The organism is Acidovorax sp. AC410 (assembly GCF_979253235.1).
Map to the genome: position 1 here is coordinate 1,914,120 of NZ_CEEDCG010000001.1, position 18,991 is coordinate 1,933,110.

Genomic DNA, 18,991 nt, shown 5'->3' on the forward strand with positions numbered 1-18,991 from the left:
CCAAACCAGCATCCGTACTTTCCCGAGGAACCAGCCCGCCATGCCCAGCACCACCGTGTCGCCCCCCCGCAGTGCGGACCGCCCGCCCGCGTCGCCCTGGGCGCCCGCGTCCCACCGCGAACAGCAGCGCGAGGCCAAGCGCAACGCCGTGCTGCAGGCGGCCGCGCAGCTGTTCAACGAGCGCGGCTTTCACGCCACCTCGCTCGACGACATCGCTGCGCGGTTGAATGTGACCAAGCCCACGCTGTACTACTACGTGAAGAACAAGGACGAGATCCTGCTGCAGTGCGTGAGCAAGGGGCTTGAAATGATGCTCGAGGGCATAGACGCCTCGCGCGCGGCCGGCGGCAAGGCCATCGACCAGCTCATGACCTGCATGCAGGTGTATGCGCGCATCGTCACCATGGACTTCGGCAAGTGCCTGATCCGCGTGGGCGACGAGCAGCTGCCGCCCGAAAGCCGCGCCGAACTGCGCCGCCACAAGTCCGCCATCGACCGGGAGTTCCGCCGCCTGGTGGCCGAGGGCGTGCAGGAGGGCTCGCTGCAGCCCTGCGACCCGAAGATGACGGCCTTCGTGATCGCCGGTGCGCTCAGCTGGATCGGCCGCTGGTACCAGCCCGGCGGCGAGTACACGGCCGAGCAGGTGGCCGAGCAGTGCATAGCAACGCTGTGCCAGGGGGTGTTGCGGCGTGCCGATGGGGCGGTGGTGGCCCAGGCGCCTGCCAAGCGGGTGCGCAAGGCGGCGCCGGCTGCAGCGGCACCGCGCAAACGCGCTTAGTGTTGATGGGGAGCTGGCTCCCCCGCCAGGTCATCCAGGATCGGGCAGTCCGGCCGCTCATCCCCATGGCAGCACGACACCAGCGTCTGCAGGCTGCGCTGCATGGCCTGCATGGCGGCGATGCGCTCGTTCAGGTCCTCGATGTGGACCTGGGCGATGCGCTTGACCTGGCTGCTGGCGCGGCTGCGGTCCTGCCACAGGGCGAGCAGGCCGGCGATCTCTTCCATCGAAAAGCCCAGGTCGCGCGCGCGGCGGATGAAGCGCAGGCCATGCACGTCGGCCGCGGTGTACTGGCGGTAGCCGCTGTCGGTGCGTGCCACGCCGGCCACCAGGCCCAGGGATTCGTAGTGGCGCACCATGCGCGCCGAAACCCCGGCGCGGCGCGCGGCCTCGCCGATGGGCACGGGCCAGTCGGTCTTGCTCATGCCGCGACGGCGTAGCCTTCTTCGGCGATGGCCGCGGCCAGCGCTGCGCGGTCGGCGCTGCTGTGCGCCACATGCACGCTGCCGCTGGCGCGGTCGATGCGCACCGTGGCATCGGGGTCCACGCCCTGCACGGCCTGGGTCACGGCGCGCTCGCAGTGGCCGCAGGTCATGCCCTGAACCTGGAAGTCATGGCTGGTGGTGGTGGATGGCTGCATGTGAAGACTCCTTGCTGGTTGGCTGATTGCATTGAACAGCCTGGAGCGTAAACCTTCACATGGTGGCAAGGTCAAGCCCTGCTGCAAAACCTTGAAGAGGGACTGCCTACTTCGGCCGGGCGCGGCGCACGCCGGCATCGGGGCGCGAGAGGGTGCCCGCGCGCAGCTCGCCCACCGCCACCGCCAGGGCCTGGGCGGCGCCGCGGATCTCGGCCTGCATGGCGGCATCCCGGTCCAGCACCTCGTGGCTTTGGGCATAGCTTTCGTAGTAGCCGATGTAGCGGTCCAGGCGCGCGGCGGGGCCGGCGTCGATGAAGCCCATCCAGTCGAGCCAGTCCGACAGGCCGCGGCGCGTCATCTCGATGCCGGCCACGTCGCCATGCACGGCCAGGGCGTAGGCGCGGCCTTCCAGGTGCTTGGGGTAGCCCCAGCCGGCCAGCTCCAGCGCCTTGGCCTCGGCGGATTTCTTGCCGTGCGTGCTGGTGGGGTCGGGGTTGCCGCCGTCGGCGCAGACCAGGCGGTCGATCATGAGCTTGAGCGGGCTGGGCGACTGGTACCAGTACACGGGGGTGATGATCATCACGCCGTGCGCGGCGGTCCAGCGTTCGTAGATCTCGTTCATCCAGTCGCCGGTCTGGCGCATGGCGTGATTGGGGTAGCAGCTGCACGGGAAGTGGCACAGCGGCATGGCCGTGGAAACGCAGCCCTTGCAGGGGTGGATGTGGCGCCCGTAGTCGGAGGTGACGCGGCTCAGGTCGAGCAGGTCGATCTCGATGTGCTCGGCGGCCAGCACGTCGCGCGCCATGTTGAGCATGCGCCAGCTCTTGGAGATCTCGCCGGGGCAGGTGCCGTCGTTGCGCGCCGAGCCGCAGACCAGCAGCACGCGCGAGGGGCTGGCCGGGTCGGCCCAGCGCGCACGCGCTGCGTCGATGCGCTCCTTGGCCTCGATCCAATCCACCGACAGATCGTAGTTCGGGTCGGCATAGCCGGGCCCGGCCTTGCGTGTGCGGGGCGCCTTGCGGTTGTCGTCGTAGTTGCGCCAGGCGATGGCCTCGATCCGGTCCAGGGCGTCGCCAGCCTCGTCGGCAAAGCGCGGGTCCTGGAAGTCGAGCAGGAAGCGTTCGCGGAATTCGGCGCGGTCCAGGGGCTTGGGGGCCTGGCCGGTGCGCGCCCGTGGGGGTGTGGGGCTTGTCATGGGGAAAATTCGACCACCGGCCGTCCGGCGGCTCTATCGGACAAGGCGCCGACTTGATCTGGGGCAAGGGCTTGACCTTGACACCATGGCAAGCTGTACCGTACATGCCATGACGACATCCACCATCCCAGAACAGGCCCTTGAGCCCCTGCAACAGTTCGATCTCGGAGTCGCGGGCATGACCTGCGCCAGCTGCGTGGGGCGCGTCGAGCGCGCGCTGCGCAAGGTGCCGGGCGTGAAGGAGGCCTCGGTGAACCTGGCCACCGAATCGGCCCGCGTGGCCATGGCGGCGCCCGAGGGCAGCGATGCCGCGGCGCTGCAGGCGCGGCTGCGTCGGGCCGTGCGCGATGCCGGCTACGAGCCCCGGGCGAAGGAGGACGCCGATGCGGCCGAGGACCTGTCGCCCTGGGCCGGCTTTCTGCCGGTGGGCGTGGGCCTGGCGCTGTCGGCGCCGCTGGTGCTGCCCATGGTGGGTGATCTCTTCGGGCAGGACTGGATGCTGCCGGCCTGGCTGCAGTTCGCGCTGGCCACGCCGGTGCAGTTCATCCTGGGCGCACGTTTCTACAAGGCGGGCTGGCATGCACTGAAGGCGCTCACGGGCAACATGGACCTGCTGGTGGCGCTGGGCACCAGCGCGGGCTGGGGCCTGTCGGTGTGGCTGTGGGCCACGGCGCACGCTGGCCATGCGCCGCACCTGTATTTCGAGGCCTCGGCCGTGGTGGTCACGCTGGTGTTGCTGGGCAAGTGGCTGGAGGCGCGCGCCAAGCGCCAGACCACCACCGCCATCCGTGCGCTGCATGCCTTGAGGCCCGACGTGGTACACCTGTTGGGCAAGGCCGGCGAGGTGGATGTGCCCGTGGCCGAGGTGCTGGTGGGCGACCGGCTGGTGGTGCGCCCGGGCGAGCGCATCCCGGTGGACGGCACGGTGCATGAAGGCCACACGCAGGTGGACGAATCCATGCTGACCGGTGAACCCCTGCCCGTGGCGCGCGACGTGGGCGCGCCGCTCACGGGTGGTTCGATCAATGGCGACGGGCGCATTGTGATGGCGGTGACGGCCGTGGGCGCCGAGACGGTGCTGGCGCACATCATCCGCCTGGTGGAGGATGCCCAGGCCGCCAAGGCCCCGCTGCAGCGGCTGGTGGACAAGGTCTCGGCCGTGTTCGTGCCGGTGGTGCTGGCGATTGCGCTGGCCACCTTGCTGGGCTGGCTGTGGAGCGGTGCGGGCATGGAGGCAGCGCTGATCCACGCCGTGGCGGTGCTGGTGATCGCCTGCCCCTGCGCGCTGGGCCTGGCCACGCCGGCGGCCATCATGGCGGGCACGGGGGTGGCCGCGAAGCATGGCATTCTGATCAAGGATGCGCAGGCGCTGGAGCGCGCGCACCAGGTGGACACGGTGGCCTTCGACAAGACCGGCACGCTGACCGTGGGCCAGCCGCGGCTGACCGCCTTCGAGGTGGTGCCGGGCCTGGTCGAAGGCGCGGTGCTGGCGGCGGTCGCGGCGGTGCAGAGCGGCAGCGAGCACCCGCTGGCGCGCGCCGTGGTGCGCGCGGCGCAGGAGCGCCAGCTGGCCTTGCAGGCCCCAGATGCCGTGCGCGCTGTGCCGGGCCGTGGCACCGAAGGCGAAGTGCAGGGCGCCAGCTACCTCGTGGGCAGCCTGCGCTGGATGCAGGAGCTGGAGGTGGACCTGGGATCGCTGGCCGGCCGTGCCACCGATCTGCAGGCCGAGGGCGCTACCGTCTCTGCGGTGGCCGAGCGCACGGCCCAGGGCCTGGCCATGCGCGCGCTGCTGGCCTTTGGCGACGAGCCCAAGCCAGGTGCGCGCGAAGCGCTGGCGGCACTCAAGGCCCGTGGCATCCGCACGGTGATGGTGTCGGGCGACAACCGGGGCGCGGCCGAGGCCATGGCACGCCGCCTGGGGCTGGACCCCGCGGCGGGCGAGGTCATGGCCGAGGTGCTGCCGGGTGACAAGGCGGCCCGGGTTGCTGCATTGCAGCAGGGTGGCCATGTGGTGGCCATGGTGGGCGACGGCGTCAACGATGCGCCGGCCCTGGCCGCTGCCGATGTGGGCATGGCCATGGGCAATGGCACGGACGTGGCCATGCATGCGGCGGGCATCACGCTGATGCGCGGTGACCCTTTGCTGGTGGCGGCAGCGCTCGACATTTCGCACCGCACGGTGCTCAAGATCCGCCAGAACCTGTTCTGGGCCTTTGCCTACAACGTGGCCGGCATCCCTTTGGCGGCGCTCGGTTACCTGAGCCCGGTGGTGGCGGGGGCTGCCATGGCGCTCAGCTCGGTGAGCGTGATGGCGAATGCCCTCTTACTCAAGCGCTGGCGCATGTGATAAACACGTATGGCGCATGGTCACACATGTCTGGCAAACTGCAACGTTTTGTTGCAGTCGGGCGGACAACGGGGGCAGGGTCCTTGTATGAGGATCCCTTGCAGTTCGGCACCGGCATACATACCAATTGAAGGATGACAGACATGAATCTATTCGCGCTCATGCGGCAGTTCACCATTCGGTTCCGAATGCTGGGCGCCATTGCCGTGGTGCTGGGGTTGCTGGGGCTTCTGGGCGGGGCCGGTATGCTGGGCATGTTCCGCATCCACGCCCTGTCCGAGGACTTCATGGCCAACTCGTTCGCCGAGGTGGGTTACATGGCCGAGTTGCGCGGCGAGATGGGGACCATCCGCCAGCTGGAAAAGGACATGATCATCGGCTACGAGAAGCCCGAGGTCGTGAAGACCGTGCACACCAAGTGGCTGGCCAGCCAGGACAAGGCCAAGAAGATCGCAGGCCAGTTCCTCGAAGGGCCGGAAGACAGCGACAACCCCGTGGTGCGCGACATCATCAAGCGCCTGGACAGCTACCGCGAGCAGTTTGCCCATGTGGCGCGCCAGCTCGAAGCCGGCGGCTACGACACGGCCACCATCGCCAACCGCATGAGCGGCAAGGCCGTGGCCGAGTTCGACCAGGCCGACAAGCTCATGGCCCAGCTCGACACGGTGCTGCGCACCGAGGTCACCAATGCCGTGGAGCAGCAGGACAAAGTGACCAGCCAGACCAAGTGGCTGTTCGTGCTGGCGGTGCTGATCACGGTGGTGGTGGTGGTGCCGCTGACGCTCTTGAACATGATGTCCATCTGCAACCCGCTGGCCGATGCGCGCCGCATGGCGCAGGCGATTGCCGGCGGTGACCTGTCGCAGCCCATCGTGGCCGACGGCAAGGACGAGGTCGCCGATCTGCAGCGCGCGCTGGGCGACATGCAGCAGGGCCTGGGCGCCCTGGTGGCGCAGGTGCGCGATGCCAGCGGCAACATTGCCACGGCCAGCCAGGAGATCGCCACCGGCAACCAGGACCTGTCGCAGCGCACCGAGCAGACCGCCAGCAACGCGCAGGAGGCCGTGGCCTCGCTGTCGCAGCTGACCTCCACCGTGCAGCAGACGGCATCGTCCTCGCAGATGGCCAACCAGCTGGCGGCCTCGGCATCGAACACCGCCACACGCGGTGGTTCGGTGGTGCAGCAGGCCGTGGCCAGCATGCAGGAGATCTCGGCATCGAGCCGCAAGATCGGCGACATCATCGGCCTGATCGACTCCATCGCCTTCCAGACCAACATCCTGGCGCTGAACGCCGCTGTGGAAGCCGCCCGTGCCGGCGAGCAGGGCCGCGGCTTTGCCGTGGTGGCTAGCGAAGTGCGCAGCCTGGCCCAGCGCTCGGCCGCTGCGGCCAGCGACATCAAGGGCCTGATCCACAACAGCGTGACCGCCGTGGACGGCGGCGTGCGCCACGTGGAAGACGCGGGCACGGCCATGAAGGAGATCGTGGCCAGCGTGCAGCGCGTGGGCGACATCATCGGCGAGATCACGGCGGCCGCCACCGAGCAGTCGGCTGGCATCGGCCAGGTGAACCAGTCGGTGGGCGAGATCGACCGCATGACGCAGCAGAACGCGGCCCTGGTGGAGGAGTCCGCTGCGGCGGCCGAGTCGCTGCGCGAGCAGGCGGCGCGCCTGTCGGAAGTGGTGCAGCAGTTCCAGCTGGCCGAGTCGATGGGCCATGGTGGCCATGGCGGTCACAGCGGCGGCCCCGTGGCCCAGCCCCAGCAGCATGCATCGCTGCGTGCGCCAACGGGCTCGCGCCAGTTGCTGGCACGCTGACGCCACGCCGTCTTCAGCCCCACGACAAGGCCCCGCACGCTTCGGCGAGCGGGGCTTTTTTCATGGGCGCTCGGTTTTCATTGACCTGTGTCAGGTCGGTCCGGGCGCCTGCATGTCACGCTTGGGCCTGTTGGAATTATTTGGGAGCAAGGCCATGCCTCATGCCAGTGTGCGGACCATTCGCGACGAGCACGCGTCGCTGGCAGCGGTGCTGCGCTCGCTGCAACTGATGCTGGAGCGGGGGCCCGCCGATGCGCCGGCCGCGTTCTTCGACGTGATGCGCGCGATGCTGTTCTATATTGATGAATTCCCGGAGAGGCAGCACCACCCCAAGGAATCGCAGTGGCTGTTTCCGCGCGTGGCCGAGCGTGCGCCCGAGGCAGCTGCCGCCATCGCACAGCTCGAGCGCGAGCATGTGGGCGGCGAGGCCGCAGTGCGCGAGCTGCAGCACCTGCTGCTGGCCTGGGAGCTGTTGGGGGACACGCGGCGCAGCGCGTTCGAGGAGGCCCTGCACCGCTATGTGGCCTTCTACCTGGAGCACATGCGGATCGAAGAGACCGTGGTGCTGCCCGCGGCCCATGCGCACCTGGATGCGCAGGACTGGGCGGCCGTGGATGCGGCGTTTGCCACCAACGTCAGCCCCCTGGCGCAGGGCCCGGCCCGCGATGGGGCCTATGACCGACTGTTCACCCGCATCGTGATGCGGGCCCCCAATCCCATAGGACTGGGGTAGGCCGGATTCACGCCGACTGGAGCGTCGGGTAGTCGGTGTAGCCCTTCTCGCCGCCGCCGTAGAAGGTGCTCTGGTCCCAGGCGTTGAGCGGGGCCTTCTTGCGCAGGCGCTCGACCAGGTCGGGGTTGGCGATGTAGAGCTTGCCGAAGGCCACGATGTCGGCCGAGCCGTCGGCCACGGCCTGCTCGGCCAGGGTGGCGTCGTAGGCGTTGTTGGTCATCCAGGCACCCTTGCCGCCGGCTGCGCGGTAGGCGGCCTTGAGGGCCGCGTAATCGAAGGGGCGCTCGGGCAGCTCGCGCGGGCCACCGGTGGCGCCTTCGATGATGTGGATGTAGGCCAGGCCCAGCGGGGCGAGCTGGCGCACCACGTAGTCGAACAGGGGCTGGGGGGCCGCGTCCACGATGTCGTTGGCGGGCGTGACGGGCGAGAGGCGGATGCCGACCTTGCCGCCACCCACGGCGTCCACGGCGGCGCGCGTGGCTTCGAGCAGCAGGCGGGCGCGGTTCTCGATGCTGCCGCCGTAGTCGTCGGTGCGCTGGTTGGCGCCGGTCTTGAGGAACTGGTCGAGCAGGTAGCCGTTGGCGCCATGGATCTCCACGCCATCGAAGCCGGCGGTTTCCACGGCGTTGCGGGCCGCCGCCGCATAGGCGTGCACGATGCCGGGCAGTTCCGAGGCGTCGAGCGCGCGCGGCTGCGAGGTGGGCACGAAGCTGCCCTTGCCGGTCTCGCGGTCGATCAGGTAGGTCTTGGACTTGGCGATGAGGGCCGAGGGCGCCACCGGTGCGCCGCCATCGGGCTGCAGGTCGTTGTGCGAGATGCGGCCCACGTGCCACAGCTGGGTCACGATCTTGCCGCCGGCCTTGTGTACAGCGGTGGTGACCTTCTTCCAGGCATCGAGCTGCTCGGTGCCGTACAGGCCCGGCACGTCGGCATAGCCCTGGCCCTGGTGGCTGATGGCCGTGGCCTCGGTGATCAGCAGGCCGGCGCTGGCGCGCTGCGCGTAGTAGGTGGCGGTGATCTCGGCCGGCACGGCATTGGGTGCGCGGTTGCGCGTGAGCGGCGCCATGGCGATGCGGTTGGCCAGCTGCAGGTCACCGACCTGGATGGGATCGAAAAGCGAAGGTGTGGACATGCGGTGGTGCTTTCTTTCGTGCGGAGGTCGCAAGGACCGGAAATGACGGACAAGCGTATTCGCAATCGGCAAAGGCTGCAGTGGGCTGGCGCAACACAGGGCAAGGCATTTGTGTTATCGAAAGGCGCGGCGGGCCTGGCACGGGGAAAGGTCGGCGACAGCGCCGTGGGCCCATGCCCGGCACAATGGCCGCCATGAGCACCGTTGTTCCCGCGTCTTCGTCCGCCCTGCTGCGCAACGGCCTGTGGCTGGCCGTGGCCCTGTCGATGGGGGCGGCCGTGTCGCTGGGCATCACGCGCTTTGCCTACGCGCTGCTGCTGCCGCCGATGCGTGCCGACCTTTCCTGGTCCTACACGCTGGCCGGGGCCATGAACACCGTGAACGCGCTGGGCTACCTGCTGGGCGCCCTGGCCACGCCGATGTTGCTGCGCCGCTTTTCGCCCGGCACCCTGCTCGTGGCGGGGTCCGTGCTGGCCACGGTGTTCATGGGGCTGTGCGGCTTTTTCGTGGATGCCGTGCCGCTCTTGGTGCAGCGCCTGCTGGCGGGCGTGGCGAGTGCGCTGGTCTTCGTCTGCGGGGGCCTGCTCGCGGCGCGCCTGGGTGCCCAGCAGCCGGGGCGCAGCGGGCTGCTGCTGGGCCTGTACTACGGCGGCACGGGCTGGGGCATCAGCCTCTCGGCGGTGCTGGTGCCGGCGGTGCTGGCCGCTGCACCGGGCCCGCACCCCTGGGCCTGGGCCTGGTGGGCACTGGCCCTGGCCTGCGTGGCAGCCACGCTGGTGCTGCTGTGGCCGGCGCGGGCGCTGCAGGCCCTGGCAGCACCGGTTGCCGCAGCCGCCTCCGCGCAGCCCGTGGCCAGCGGCATGCGCTGGGCGCCCTTTGCACCGGCCTTGCTCGGTTATGGCCTGTTCGGCGTGGGCTATATCGGCTACATGACCTTCGTGGTGGCGCTGCTGCGCGAGCAGGGCGCCAGCGGCACGGCCGTGACCTGGTTCTATGCGCTGCTGGGCCTGGCGGTGGTGCTGTCCTCGCGCATCTGGGCGGGCCTGCTGGACCGCAGCCGCGGCGGGCAGGCGCTGGCGCTGCTCAATGGCCTGCTGGGCGTGGCCACGGTGCTGCCGGCGCTGACCTCGGCCTGGCCGGTGGTGCTGGCCTCGGGCCTGCTGTTCGGGGCGGTGTTCCTGTCGGTGGTGGCCTCCACCACGGCCCTGGTGCGGCACAACCTGCCGCAGGCGCTGTGGGCCAGCGGCATCAGCGCCTTCACCATCGTCTTCGCGGCCGGGCAGATCGTCGGGCCCACCGTGGTGGGCTGGATCGCCGACGGCCCCGGCGGCCTGGCGCGCGGGCTGGTGTTCTCCGCCTGTGCGCTATGGCTGGGTGCGCTGGTGGCGTCGCGGCAAAAGCCGCTGGCCCTCGCCGCGTAGCCAGCGATAGACGCTTTTCGCATATCCAAGCGCGAAAGCAGTGCAAGGCGCAGCGGCCCCTGCTGCCTAGAATTTTTCTCTCATGCCGGGTGCGCGCGCCCGGTCGATTCCCATGGATCCCCGAGAGGACATATTCCCGATGGCAACACGCAGAACAAGCATCCAGGCCGTGGCCCTGTTGATGGGCACGGTACTGGGCTTCGGCGCCCTGGCGCAGACCCGCGAGGTGGTGATCGGCTACCAGGACATGGTGGTGCCCTGGCGCCATGCGCAGGAGACCCGCGAGGTCGAGAAGCGCACCGGCTACAAGGTCACCTACCGCAAGCTGGGCAGCGGGGCCGAGGTGGTGCGCGCGCTCGCCTCGGGGGCCATCCACATCGGCGAGGCGGGTTCCTCGCCGTTCGCCTCGGCCATTTCGCAGGGCGTGCCCATCGAGGTGTTCTGGGTGCTGGACAACATCCACGACGCCGAGGCCCTGGTGGCGCGCAACGGCTCGGGCGTGAACAGCCTGGCCGACTTGAAGGGCAAGAAGATCGGCCTGCCCTATGTGTCCACCACGCACTTCCACGCCTTGGTGGCTTTGCAGGACGCGGGTGTCGATCCCAAGACCGTGCAGATCCTGAACCTGCGCCCGCCCGAAATCCTGGCGGCCTGGGAGCGCGGCGACATCGACGCCACCTTCGTCTGGGACCCGGTGCTGGCCAAGGTCAAGGGCAATGGCAAGGTCATCGTGACCTCGGGCCAGATCGCGGCCAAGACCGGCAAGGCCACCTTCGACGGCCTGGCTGTGACCAAGGCCTTCGCCAAGGAGCACGACGCCTTTCTCGCGCAGTTCGTGCAGGTGCTGGCCGATGCCGACAAGTCCTACACCGGCAACAAGGCCGCGTGGAATGCTGATGCGGCCGAGGTCAGGTCCCTGGCCAAGTGGAGCGGGGCCGAAGCCCCCACGGTGCCCGCCAGCCTGGCGCTGTACGCCTTCGTGCCGCCCACCGAGCAGGCGTCCAGCCAGTGGCTGGGCGGTGGCAAGGATTCGGGTGTGGCCAAATCGCTGGCGGCCACGGCGGCCTTCCTCAAGGAGCAGGGCACCATCCAGAACGTGCTGCCCGACTACGCCGTAGGCGTGAACCCGGCCTGGGTGCGGCGTGCCAAGTGACGATGGCATTGCCGCAGCCCCGGGCGGGCTGCGGATCACCGGCCTGAACGTGCGCTATGCGGGCGCGCGCCAGGCCCCGTCGCCGGTGCTCGCGCTGCAGGACGTGGACCTCGATATCGCCCAGGGCGAGCTCGTGGTGGCGCTCGGAGCCTCGGGCTGCGGCAAGACCACGCTGCTCAACTGCATCGCGGGCTTCACCGAGGCGTCCTCGGGCCGCATCACGCTGCATGGGCGCGAGGTGACGGGGCCGGGTGCGGAGCGCGGCGTGGTGTTCCAGAAGCATGCGCTGATGCCCTGGCTCAACGTGGTCGACAACGTGGCGCTGGGCCTGCGCCTGCGCGGCGTGCCGCGCGCGGAGCGGCGCCAGCGGGCCGCCGACAAGCTGGCACTGGTGGGGCTGCAAGACTTTGGCGAGGCACCCGTGTGGCAGCTGTCGGGCGGCATGCAGCAGCGCGTGGGCATTGCCCGCGCCCTGGCCAGCGACCCCGACGTGCTGCTCATGGACGAGCCGCTGGGCGCGCTCGACGCGTTCACGCGCGAATCGCTGCAGGAGCTGGTGCTGCAGTTGTGGGAGCGCACCGGCAAGACCATCTTCTTCATCACCCACGACGTGGAGGAGGCGCTGTTCCTGGCCTCGCGCCTCGTCGTGATGACGCCGCGCCCGGGCCGCATCGCGCAGCAGCATGCGCTGGACTTCAACCGCCAGCACCTGGCGGGCCGGCCCGCGCGCGCCGTGAAGTCGGACCCGCAGTTCATCGCCTGGCGCGAGCGCGTGCTGGACTGGATCGCGCCGAGCGTGGCACACCTGGAGCCTGCCAGTGCCTGACGCCATGGCCCAGATCCTGGTGATCCCGGGCATCGGCCGCGATGCGCCGGGGGCCGCCGTGCCCGAGGTGCCGGCGCGCCCACCCGTACCGCGTGCCGTGGCGCCGTTCCGGCTGCCGGGCAGCGGGCCCAGCCGTGCCATCAGCGCAGCCTGCGTGGCTGTGTTGGTGCTGCTGTGGTGGGGGGCCACCCAGCGCGCCTGGGTGCCGCCGCTGTTCCTGCCGGCGCCCGAAGCGGTGCTGCGCGCCTTCGGCGATGCCTGGCGCGGCAACATCCAGGGGGGTGAGCCGCTGTGGAAGCATTTGCAGTGGAGCGCGATCCGCGTGTTCGGCGCCTTCGCGCTGGCTGCTGCCACGGCCGTGCCGGTGGGCATCGCCATGGGCGTGAGCCGCGTGGCGCGCGGTGTGTTCGACCCGCCCATCGAGTTCTATCGCCCCCTGCCGCCGCTGGCCTACCTGCCGCTGATCGTGATCTGGCTGGGCATCGACGAGGCGTCCAAGATCCTGTTGATCTACCTGGCTTGCTTTGCGCCGATCGCGCTGGCCGCGAAGGCCGGCGTGCGCAGCGCGAGCGTGGAGCAGATCAATGCCGCACTGTCGCTGGGCGCCAGCCGCTGGCAGCTGGTGCGGCATGTGATCGTGCCGGCTGCGCTGCCCGAGATCATGGTGGGCCTGCGCATCGCCATCGGCTTCGGCTGGACCACGCTGGTGGCTGCCGAGATGGTGGCGGCCACCGTGGGGCTGGGGCAGATGGTGCTCAACGCCTCCAACTTTTTGCGCACCGACCTGGTGGTGATGGGCATCCTGGTCATCGGCCTCGTGGCCTGGACCTTCGACTGGCTCATGCGCTGGCTGGAGCAGCGCTTCGTCCCCTGGAAAGGGCGTTGACCGCCCTTTCCCGAGGGCTGCTGCTTGCTACTTACTTGAGCAGGCCTTCGGCCTTCATGGCTTCCTGCACGGCGGGGCGTGCGGCCACGCGGTCACGGTAGGCCGCCAGGTGGGTGAAGGCCGAGATGTCCACGTTGGTCGGCTTGGCCCAGTTGGTCACGGTGAACAGGTAGCCGTCGGCCACGGTGAACTGCTCGCCCATCACGTACTGCTTGTCCGCCAGTTGGCCGTCCACCCACTGCAGGCGCTGCAGCAGCTTGTCGCGCGCGATGGTCTTGTAGTCCTCGGGCGTGGCGGGGTTGAACAGGGGGCTGAAGCCCTTGTGGATCTCGGTGCCGATGAAGGTCAGCCATTCCTGCAGGCGGTAGCGCTGCAGCGAGCCGTTCTGGGGGGCCAGCATCTTCAGCGGCACCTGGTCGGCGATGTACTGCAGGATGGCCGGGCCTTCGCGCAGGCGCGTGCCGTCGTCCAGCTCCAGCAGGGGCACGTAGCCCAGCGGGTTGATGGTGTAGTAGTCGGTGCCGTCCTGCAGCTTGTGGCTCTTGGTGCTGGCCAGCACGGGCGTGAACGCCAGGCCCGCTTCATGCAGGGCGATGTGTGGGGACAGGGAGCAGGCGCCAGGAGAGTAGTAGAGTTTCATTTTGGGTCCTCTGGGTTGGATACGGCGGGAACCCCCGATCCTATGCGCTGCTCCCGCTTTTTGCATGACCCGGGCGGTAAAGCCGCCCGGATTGCCTGGGGCAAGTGTCAGCTGTCGTAACCAGGCGCGTCGCGCTGCGCCTTGCGCAACAGCGACGGCCAGACGAAGGCACCGCCCAGGCCTCCGGTCTGCACGCGCATGGCCTGGGCCACGCCGCTCACGATCTGCGGGTCCACCGGGTTGAGCTCGCCGCCGGCCTGGGCGTCGATCTGGATGCGGCAGGTGTTCTCGAAGGTGTACATCGACAGGAAGGCGTCGGCAATCGACTTGCCCACGGTGAGCAGGCCGTGGTTGCGCAGCATGAGGAAGTTGGCTTCGCCCAGGTCGGCCTGCAGGCGCGGCTTTTCCTCGTCACGGAAGGCCACGCCCTCGTAGCCATGGTAGGCCAGCGAGGCGAGCACGAAGGTGCTCTGCTGGCTGATGGGCAGCACGCCGCATTTCTGTGCGCTCACGGCCACACCGGCGCGCGTGTGGGTGTGCAGCACGCACTGGGCATCGTGCCGGGCCTCGTGCACGGCGCTGTGGATCACGAAACCGGCCGGGTTCACCGGGAAGGGCGAGTCGTGCAGCTTGTTGCACTGCATGTCGACCTTGATCAGGCTCGATGCAGTGATCTCGTCGAACATCAGGCCGTAGGGGTTGATCAGGAACTGGTGCTCGGGGCCCGACACCGATTCGGGCAGCTTGGCGCTGATGTGGGTGAACACCAGGTCGCTCCAGCCGTACAGCGCGACCAGGCGGTAGCAGGCGGCCAGGTCACAGCGCAGCTGCCATTCTTCGGGGCTGACGCTTTCTTGCAGGGAGGGGATGGCGATCATGGGGCTTGTCTCCTGGTATGTCTTTGGAAGGGAAGCCCACTGTAGGCCGCCTGCGCAGCGGGCGCTGTCAGGCAGGCTACACAAGCCGCAGAAAAGCGCTTGCACTGCAGTTCATGACGCGGTGCCGGTTTTGTAGATGGTGGGGAAGTAGCGCTCCATCAGCGTCTGGGGCCGCAGCGGCGCGGTGAACCCGAAGCCGGCGTACAGGCGATGGGCATCGCCGGTGGCCAGGCTGAAGCGGCGCAGGCCCTGGAGATCGGGGTGGGCCATGACGGCCCCCACCAGCTGCTTGCCGTGGCCCTGGCCCTGGTGCGCAGGCAGCACGAACACGTCCACCAGGTTGGCGAAGGTCGCGCGGTCCGAAATGACGCGCGCGAACGCCACCTGGGCGTTGCCCACGAAACCGCCGAAGCACAGCGAGTGCGCCAGCGCGCGCTGCACGGTGGCCAGCGGAATGCCCCGGGCCCAGGTCGAACGTTCGGACAGGAAGCGGTGGACCAGTGCCACGTCGAGTTCGGCCGGGTCGGTGGAGATGCGCAGGGTGGTGTCCATGGCAAAAAAGTATACGGATCAGCCGGCGAGGCTGCTGCAGCGGTGTTTTCCCGCGATGTCGCGGGCATTCCATTTCGCCGTGCGCACCTCCAATCGCCGCGCGGCAGGCGTCCCTACAGTCGATTCACCCCATCGCCCGATGGGAGGGAACCACCACCGGACTTCTGGAGATCACCACCATGCCAACATTGAAAATCGCGAGGCTGCTGGCCTCGTTCGCTGCCGCCACCTGCCTGTCTGCCCTGGGGCTGTCGGCCCATGCCCTGGAGACCGTGGACAAGGGCGGTTTCACCATCGCCTTCTCGGGCGACATGCCGGGCACGGGTTACCAGGACGGCAAGATGGTGGGCTATGACGGCGAGATCCTGCAGCGCATCGCCGAGGCGTTCAAGCTCAAGGTCAAGCCGGCGCTGATGGAGTGGTCGGGCACCATCGCCTCGGTGCAATCGAAGCGCGTGGACGTGATGGCCGGCACCATGGGCTGGACGGAGCAACGCTCCAGGATCATGGCGCTGAGCGATCCCATCCACTACTTCAAGAACGGCATCACCCAATCGGACAAGACCGACTGGAGCAAGTTGAAGGACCTGGAGGGCAAGAAGGTCGGCACCATCACCGGCTTCTCGTTCATCCCCGAGCTGCGCAAGATCGGCGGCCTGCAGCTGGCGCTGTACGACACCTCGGACGCGGCCGTGCGCGACCTGTTGGCCGGGCGCATCGATGCGGTGATCGGCGACCCGCCGGTGATGCAGTACGCGATCTCGCAGAACCCGCAGTGGAAGATCAAGTTCAATGCCTTCAGCGATGCCTCGCCCGACTACCCGCTGCTCACGGGGCTGGGCCAGGTGGTGTTCGGCCTGAACAAGGACAACCCCGAGCTGGTGAAGGCCGTGAACACCGAGATCGCCAAGCTCTGGGGCAGCTGCGAGCTGCGCAAGATCGGCAAGACCTATGGCCTGGTGCAGGACGTCTGGTACATCCCTGTGGGCCAGAACGCCCGGGCCGGCGTGGACCGCGCGGCGGACTGGAAGCTGCCGTCCTGCAAGTGATCTCCTGAACGCCTGCATCGCCGACGAGCCGCATGCCTGCCCCGCGCACGCATGCGGCTTGTCCGTTCACCCCTCTTTTCTTTCTTTTTTCATCCTTCTCCACCATGGCACTTCTTGAACGGGCCGGGCGCGGGCTGTCGATTCGCGCGTCGTTGATCCTGGGCTTTTCCGCCATCGGGGCGCTGCTGGCCATGGCGATGGCGCTTGCGGTGCATGCGGGGCTGGCCGCGAATGCGCAGTTCGCATCGATCACCCGCGAGCGCCTGCCGATGTGGAGCGCGGCCTGCGAGGTGTCGCTGGAGGTGGGCGCCGTGTCGCGTGCGCTGCGCGATGCGGTGCTGGTGGAGATGCAGGAGGACCTGCCGGCCGAGATCCAGCGCATCGACGTCGCGCAGCAGCGCATCGACCGGCACATGGACGCGCTGCAGGCTGCCGTGGCGGAGCCGGCCGAACGCGAGCTGCTGGCGCGCATCGGCCAGGCGGCCACGCGCTTCCGGCAGGACCGCGACCAGTTCCTGGCGCATTTGCAGGGCGGTGCGCGCGGCCCGGCGCGCGGCATGCTCACCGGGGCGCTGCGCCAGTCGCAAGCGGCCTACCTGCAGGCACTGGTGCAGCTGCGCGAGGGCCAGGCGCGGCAGGTGGAGCAGGCGGCGGCCGCCTCCATCGCCGCGCTGCAGGCCATGCTGGTGCGCATGGCGGTCTCGCTCGCGCTGGTGCTGCTGGTGGGCTGCGCTGTGGCGGTGGTGCTGGTGCGTACGCTCACGCGCCGGCTGGGAGCGGAGCCCGCGGCGGTGGCGCAGGCCATGGCCCGGGTGGCTGGCGGCGAACTGACCGTACCCCTGCAGGGTGCCGTGGCCCCCGAGGGATCGGTGATCGCCTCATTGCGCGCCATGGTGGCGGGCCTGGCCGACACGGTGCAGCAGGTGCGCAGCGCCTCGGCGGACGTGGCGCTGCAAAGCCGCAGCCTGGTGGACGAGGCGGGCAACCTGTCGCAGCGCACCGAGATGCAGTCGGCCGAGCTGCAGCAGGCGGCCGCGGCGCTGGAGCAGTTCGCTGCGACCATGGGGCACACGCAGCAGTCCGTGCGCGATGCGCACGCCCTGGCCACCTCGGCGCGCAGCGTGGCGCACGATGGCCAGGCCATCGTCGACGGCGCCATGCAGAGCATGCTGGCCGTGGCCGGCCACGGCGCGCGCATCGCCGAAACCACGGCGGTGATCGATGGCATCGCCTTCCAGACCAACATCCTGGCGCTCAATGCGGCGGTGGAGGCGGCGCGCGCGGGCGAGCAGGGCCGGGGCTTCGCCGTGGTGGCCAGCGAGGTGCGCAGCCTGGCGCTGCACTCGGCCACGTCGGCGCGGGAGATCCGCCAGCTCATTGCGCAGTCGAACGAACAGATCGCCGCCTGCCGCGCCATGGTGGAGCGCGCAAGCGCGCAGACGGCCGGCGTGATCGGGGCGGTCAACGCCTTCGCCGCGCTCATGGCCGCCGTGCAGACCGCCAGCACCGAGCAGCATGCAGGCGTACGCCAGCTCACCGAGGTGCTTTCGCGCATCGACCAGTTCACGCAGCACAACGCGGCGCTGGTGGGGCAGGCGCGTGGCGCGTCGGAGGCGCTGCACGCCCAGTCGGGCCGGCTGGTGGCGGTGGTGGCGCGCTTTCATGGCGAAGAGGGCACCGCTGGCGACGGTGGCCCGCTGCAGCGCGCCGCGCCGGTGCGCGCGCGGCCGCGGCTTCAGGCCTCCACGGTTCCGGCCTGAAGCGCCTTGCGCATGCGCCCCGGGGGCATGCCGTACAGCTGCTGGAAGTGCCGGATGAAATGCGATGCGTCCGAGAAGCCGCACTCGTAGGCGATGGTGATGATGGGCAGGTCGGTGCTGGTGAGCATCCAGCGTGCGTACTTGAGCCGCGCGTTGCGGTAGTACTCCGAGGGGGTGGTGCGCGTTTCGGCCAGGAAGACGCGTTCGAGCTGGCGGCTGCTCGAATCCACCAGCCGCGCGATGACCGCGATCTCCAGCGGCGTGCCGATGTTCTTTTCCATCAGCACGATGGCCTGGCGCAGCTTGTCGTGGTCGGCCGTGCCGTAGCCCAGGGCATGGCGGCGCGCCACGTGGGTGCTGCTGGCGGCCGGGTTCACTGTCATCTGGTGGATGACCTTGGCTGCGCGGTCGGGCCCGCAATGCAGGCGCACCAGCTCGGCCGTGAGCTCCACGATGGAGATGCCGCCCGCGCAGCTGATGCGGTCGCCGTCGAACACGTAGTGGCAGTCCGTGCTGTAGCTGAGGGCCGGGAAGGCGGCCTTCCAGTCTTCCACATGGTAGGGGTGCACGCAGGCCCGGCGCCCGGCCATGAGGCCCGCCTGCGCCAGTGCGAAGGTGCCCGTGCAGATGCCGATCAGCGGCTTGCCGAGCGAGGCAGCGAAGTGCAGGAAGGCCTGGTAGCGCGGGCTCGCGGTGGAGATGGCGGGCAGCAGCCCGCCGATGACGGCGATGTAGTCGTAGTCGCACTCGGACGAGAGCGATTCCTGCACCGGCACGGCCACGCCGCAGCTGGCCTGCACCGATTGCCCCGGCACGCCCAGAATGGTCCACGAGCAGCGGATCTGCCGGCTCTGGTCACCCACGTCGGCCGCGTGGCGCAGGCCATCGCACAGCCCGGCCAGCGACAGCAGCGGGAACTGCGGCCACAGCAGGATGCCCACGCGCAGTTCGGTGGCCGATGCGCTGGCGGGCCGCTTGCGCGTGGCCGCCGTCCGCGGTGAGGCGTCGAGCCGGTCGATCAGTGCACCAATGTCGCCTGCGTTCTGTGCACTGGCCTGGTGCGCGGCTGCACCAATCTCGTCAGAGAGGGCATCGGGGGGCGCTTTGGGTGGGGGCATCGGGTTTTCCCTGCATGTCGCATACGTTCAATATAGCGGCGACCGCCTGCAATGAACAGAGGGTCG

General features: G+C 69.3%; 18 protein-coding genes. 10 read left to right on the forward strand and 8 right to left on the reverse strand.

Annotated features, from left to right (window positions below; translation table 11 throughout):
- The first annotated feature begins 40 nt into the window (after positions 1-40).
- On the forward strand, positions 41-778 hold the full coding sequence (locus tag AC0IZS_RS08835) for a TetR/AcrR family transcriptional regulator (protein ID WP_471635290.1): 738 nt from the start codon (positions 41-43) through the stop codon (positions 776-778).
- Here the strand turns inward: AC0IZS_RS08835 and cueR are convergent.
- From cueR to AC0IZS_RS08850, 3 genes are all read right to left on the reverse strand, one after another.
- Positions 775-1,203: a Cu(I)-responsive transcriptional regulator gene (gene cueR / locus AC0IZS_RS08840; RefSeq protein WP_471635291.1), complete on the reverse strand. Its 429-nt coding sequence runs from the start codon at positions 1,201-1,203 to the stop codon at positions 775-777. The genes AC0IZS_RS08835 and cueR overlap by 4 nt on opposite strands.
- Positions 1,200-1,418 (reverse strand): heavy-metal-associated domain-containing protein, encoded by a 219-nt coding sequence (locus AC0IZS_RS08845; RefSeq protein WP_471635292.1) that lies wholly within the window; start codon positions 1,416-1,418, stop codon positions 1,200-1,202. Before AC0IZS_RS08845 ends, cueR begins: the two co-directional genes overlap by 4 nt.
- A gap of 106 nt (positions 1,419-1,524) precedes the next feature.
- On the reverse strand, positions 1,525-2,613 hold the full coding sequence (locus AC0IZS_RS08850) for a flavodoxin family protein (protein ID WP_471635293.1): 1,089 nt from the start codon (positions 2,611-2,613) through the stop codon (positions 1,525-1,527).
- Positions 2,614-2,722: 109 nt separating this feature from the next.
- On the opposite strand from AC0IZS_RS08850, the gene AC0IZS_RS08855 reads away from it, so the two are divergent.
- From AC0IZS_RS08855 to AC0IZS_RS08865, 3 genes are all read left to right on the forward strand, one after another.
- Complete coding sequence (locus AC0IZS_RS08855) at positions 2,723-4,960, forward strand: heavy metal translocating P-type ATPase (RefSeq protein WP_471635294.1); 2,238 nt, start codon at positions 2,723-2,725, stop codon at positions 4,958-4,960.
- A gap of 143 nt (positions 4,961-5,103) precedes the next feature.
- Complete coding sequence (locus tag AC0IZS_RS08860; RefSeq protein WP_471635295.1) at positions 5,104-6,777, forward strand: methyl-accepting chemotaxis protein; 1,674 nt, start codon at positions 5,104-5,106, stop codon at positions 6,775-6,777.
- 154 nt (positions 6,778-6,931) lie between these two features.
- Positions 6,932-7,510, forward strand: coding sequence for a hemerythrin domain-containing protein (locus AC0IZS_RS08865; protein WP_471635296.1), 579 nt, complete (start codon positions 6,932-6,934; stop codon positions 7,508-7,510).
- Between the two features lie 7 nt (positions 7,511-7,517).
- On the opposite strand, the gene AC0IZS_RS08870 is transcribed toward AC0IZS_RS08865, so the two are convergent.
- On the reverse strand, positions 7,518-8,642 hold the full coding sequence (locus AC0IZS_RS08870; RefSeq protein WP_471635297.1) for an alkene reductase: 1,125 nt from the start codon (positions 8,640-8,642) through the stop codon (positions 7,518-7,520).
- A gap of 194 nt (positions 8,643-8,836) precedes the next feature.
- On the opposite strand from AC0IZS_RS08870, the gene AC0IZS_RS08875 reads away from it, so the two are divergent.
- From AC0IZS_RS08875 to AC0IZS_RS08890, 4 genes are all read left to right on the forward strand, one after another.
- Complete coding sequence (locus AC0IZS_RS08875) at positions 8,837-10,063, forward strand: YbfB/YjiJ family MFS transporter (protein ID WP_471635298.1); 1,227 nt, start codon at positions 8,837-8,839, stop codon at positions 10,061-10,063.
- Positions 10,064-10,202: 139 nt separating this feature from the next.
- Positions 10,203-11,216, forward strand: coding sequence for a taurine ABC transporter substrate-binding protein (tauA, locus tag AC0IZS_RS08880; RefSeq protein WP_471635299.1), 1,014 nt, complete (start codon positions 10,203-10,205; stop codon positions 11,214-11,216).
- The gene (locus AC0IZS_RS08885; protein WP_471635300.1) at positions 11,206-12,042 is read left to right on the forward strand and encodes a taurine ABC transporter ATP-binding protein; all 837 of its coding nucleotides are present in this window, start codon (positions 11,206-11,208) and stop codon (positions 12,040-12,042) included. The genes tauA and AC0IZS_RS08885 overlap by 11 nt, the downstream gene beginning before the upstream one ends.
- 4 nt (positions 12,043-12,046) lie before the next feature.
- Positions 12,047-12,928 (forward strand): ABC transporter permease subunit, encoded by an 882-nt coding sequence (locus AC0IZS_RS08890; RefSeq protein ID WP_471635301.1) that lies wholly within the window; start codon positions 12,047-12,049, stop codon positions 12,926-12,928.
- 31 nt (positions 12,929-12,959) lie between these two features.
- Here AC0IZS_RS08890 and gstA read toward each other — a convergent pair whose 3' ends face one another.
- From gstA to AC0IZS_RS08905, 3 genes are all read right to left on the reverse strand, one after another.
- Positions 12,960-13,568 (reverse strand): glutathione transferase GstA, encoded by a 609-nt coding sequence (gstA, locus tag AC0IZS_RS08895; protein WP_471635302.1) that lies wholly within the window; start codon positions 13,566-13,568, stop codon positions 12,960-12,962.
- A gap of 107 nt (positions 13,569-13,675) precedes the next feature.
- Complete coding sequence (locus AC0IZS_RS08900) at positions 13,676-14,446, reverse strand: class II aldolase/adducin family protein (protein ID WP_057200412.1); 771 nt, start codon at positions 14,444-14,446, stop codon at positions 13,676-13,678.
- A 111-nt stretch (positions 14,447-14,557) separates the two neighbouring features.
- On the reverse strand, positions 14,558-14,998 hold the full coding sequence (locus AC0IZS_RS08905; protein WP_471635303.1) for a GNAT family N-acetyltransferase: 441 nt from the start codon (positions 14,996-14,998) through the stop codon (positions 14,558-14,560).
- Between the two features lie 179 nt (positions 14,999-15,177).
- On the opposite strand from AC0IZS_RS08905, the gene AC0IZS_RS08910 reads away from it, so the two are divergent.
- Positions 15,178-16,047 carry an ABC transporter substrate-binding protein gene (locus tag AC0IZS_RS08910; RefSeq protein ID WP_471635304.1) on the forward strand — a complete coding sequence of 290 codons (870 nt, stop codon included), beginning with the start codon at positions 15,178-15,180 and terminating at the stop codon, positions 16,045-16,047.
- Between the two features lie 104 nt (positions 16,048-16,151).
- Positions 16,152-17,807, forward strand: a complete 1,656-nt coding sequence (locus AC0IZS_RS08915) for a methyl-accepting chemotaxis protein (protein WP_471635305.1) — start codon at positions 16,152-16,154, stop codon at positions 17,805-17,807.
- Here the strand turns inward: AC0IZS_RS08915 and AC0IZS_RS08920 are convergent.
- Positions 17,783-18,925: a GlxA family transcriptional regulator gene (locus AC0IZS_RS08920; protein WP_471635306.1), complete on the reverse strand. Its 1,143-nt coding sequence runs from the start codon at positions 18,923-18,925 to the stop codon at positions 17,783-17,785. The genes AC0IZS_RS08915 and AC0IZS_RS08920 overlap by 25 nt on opposite strands.
- Positions 18,926-18,991 lie beyond the last annotated feature (66 nt).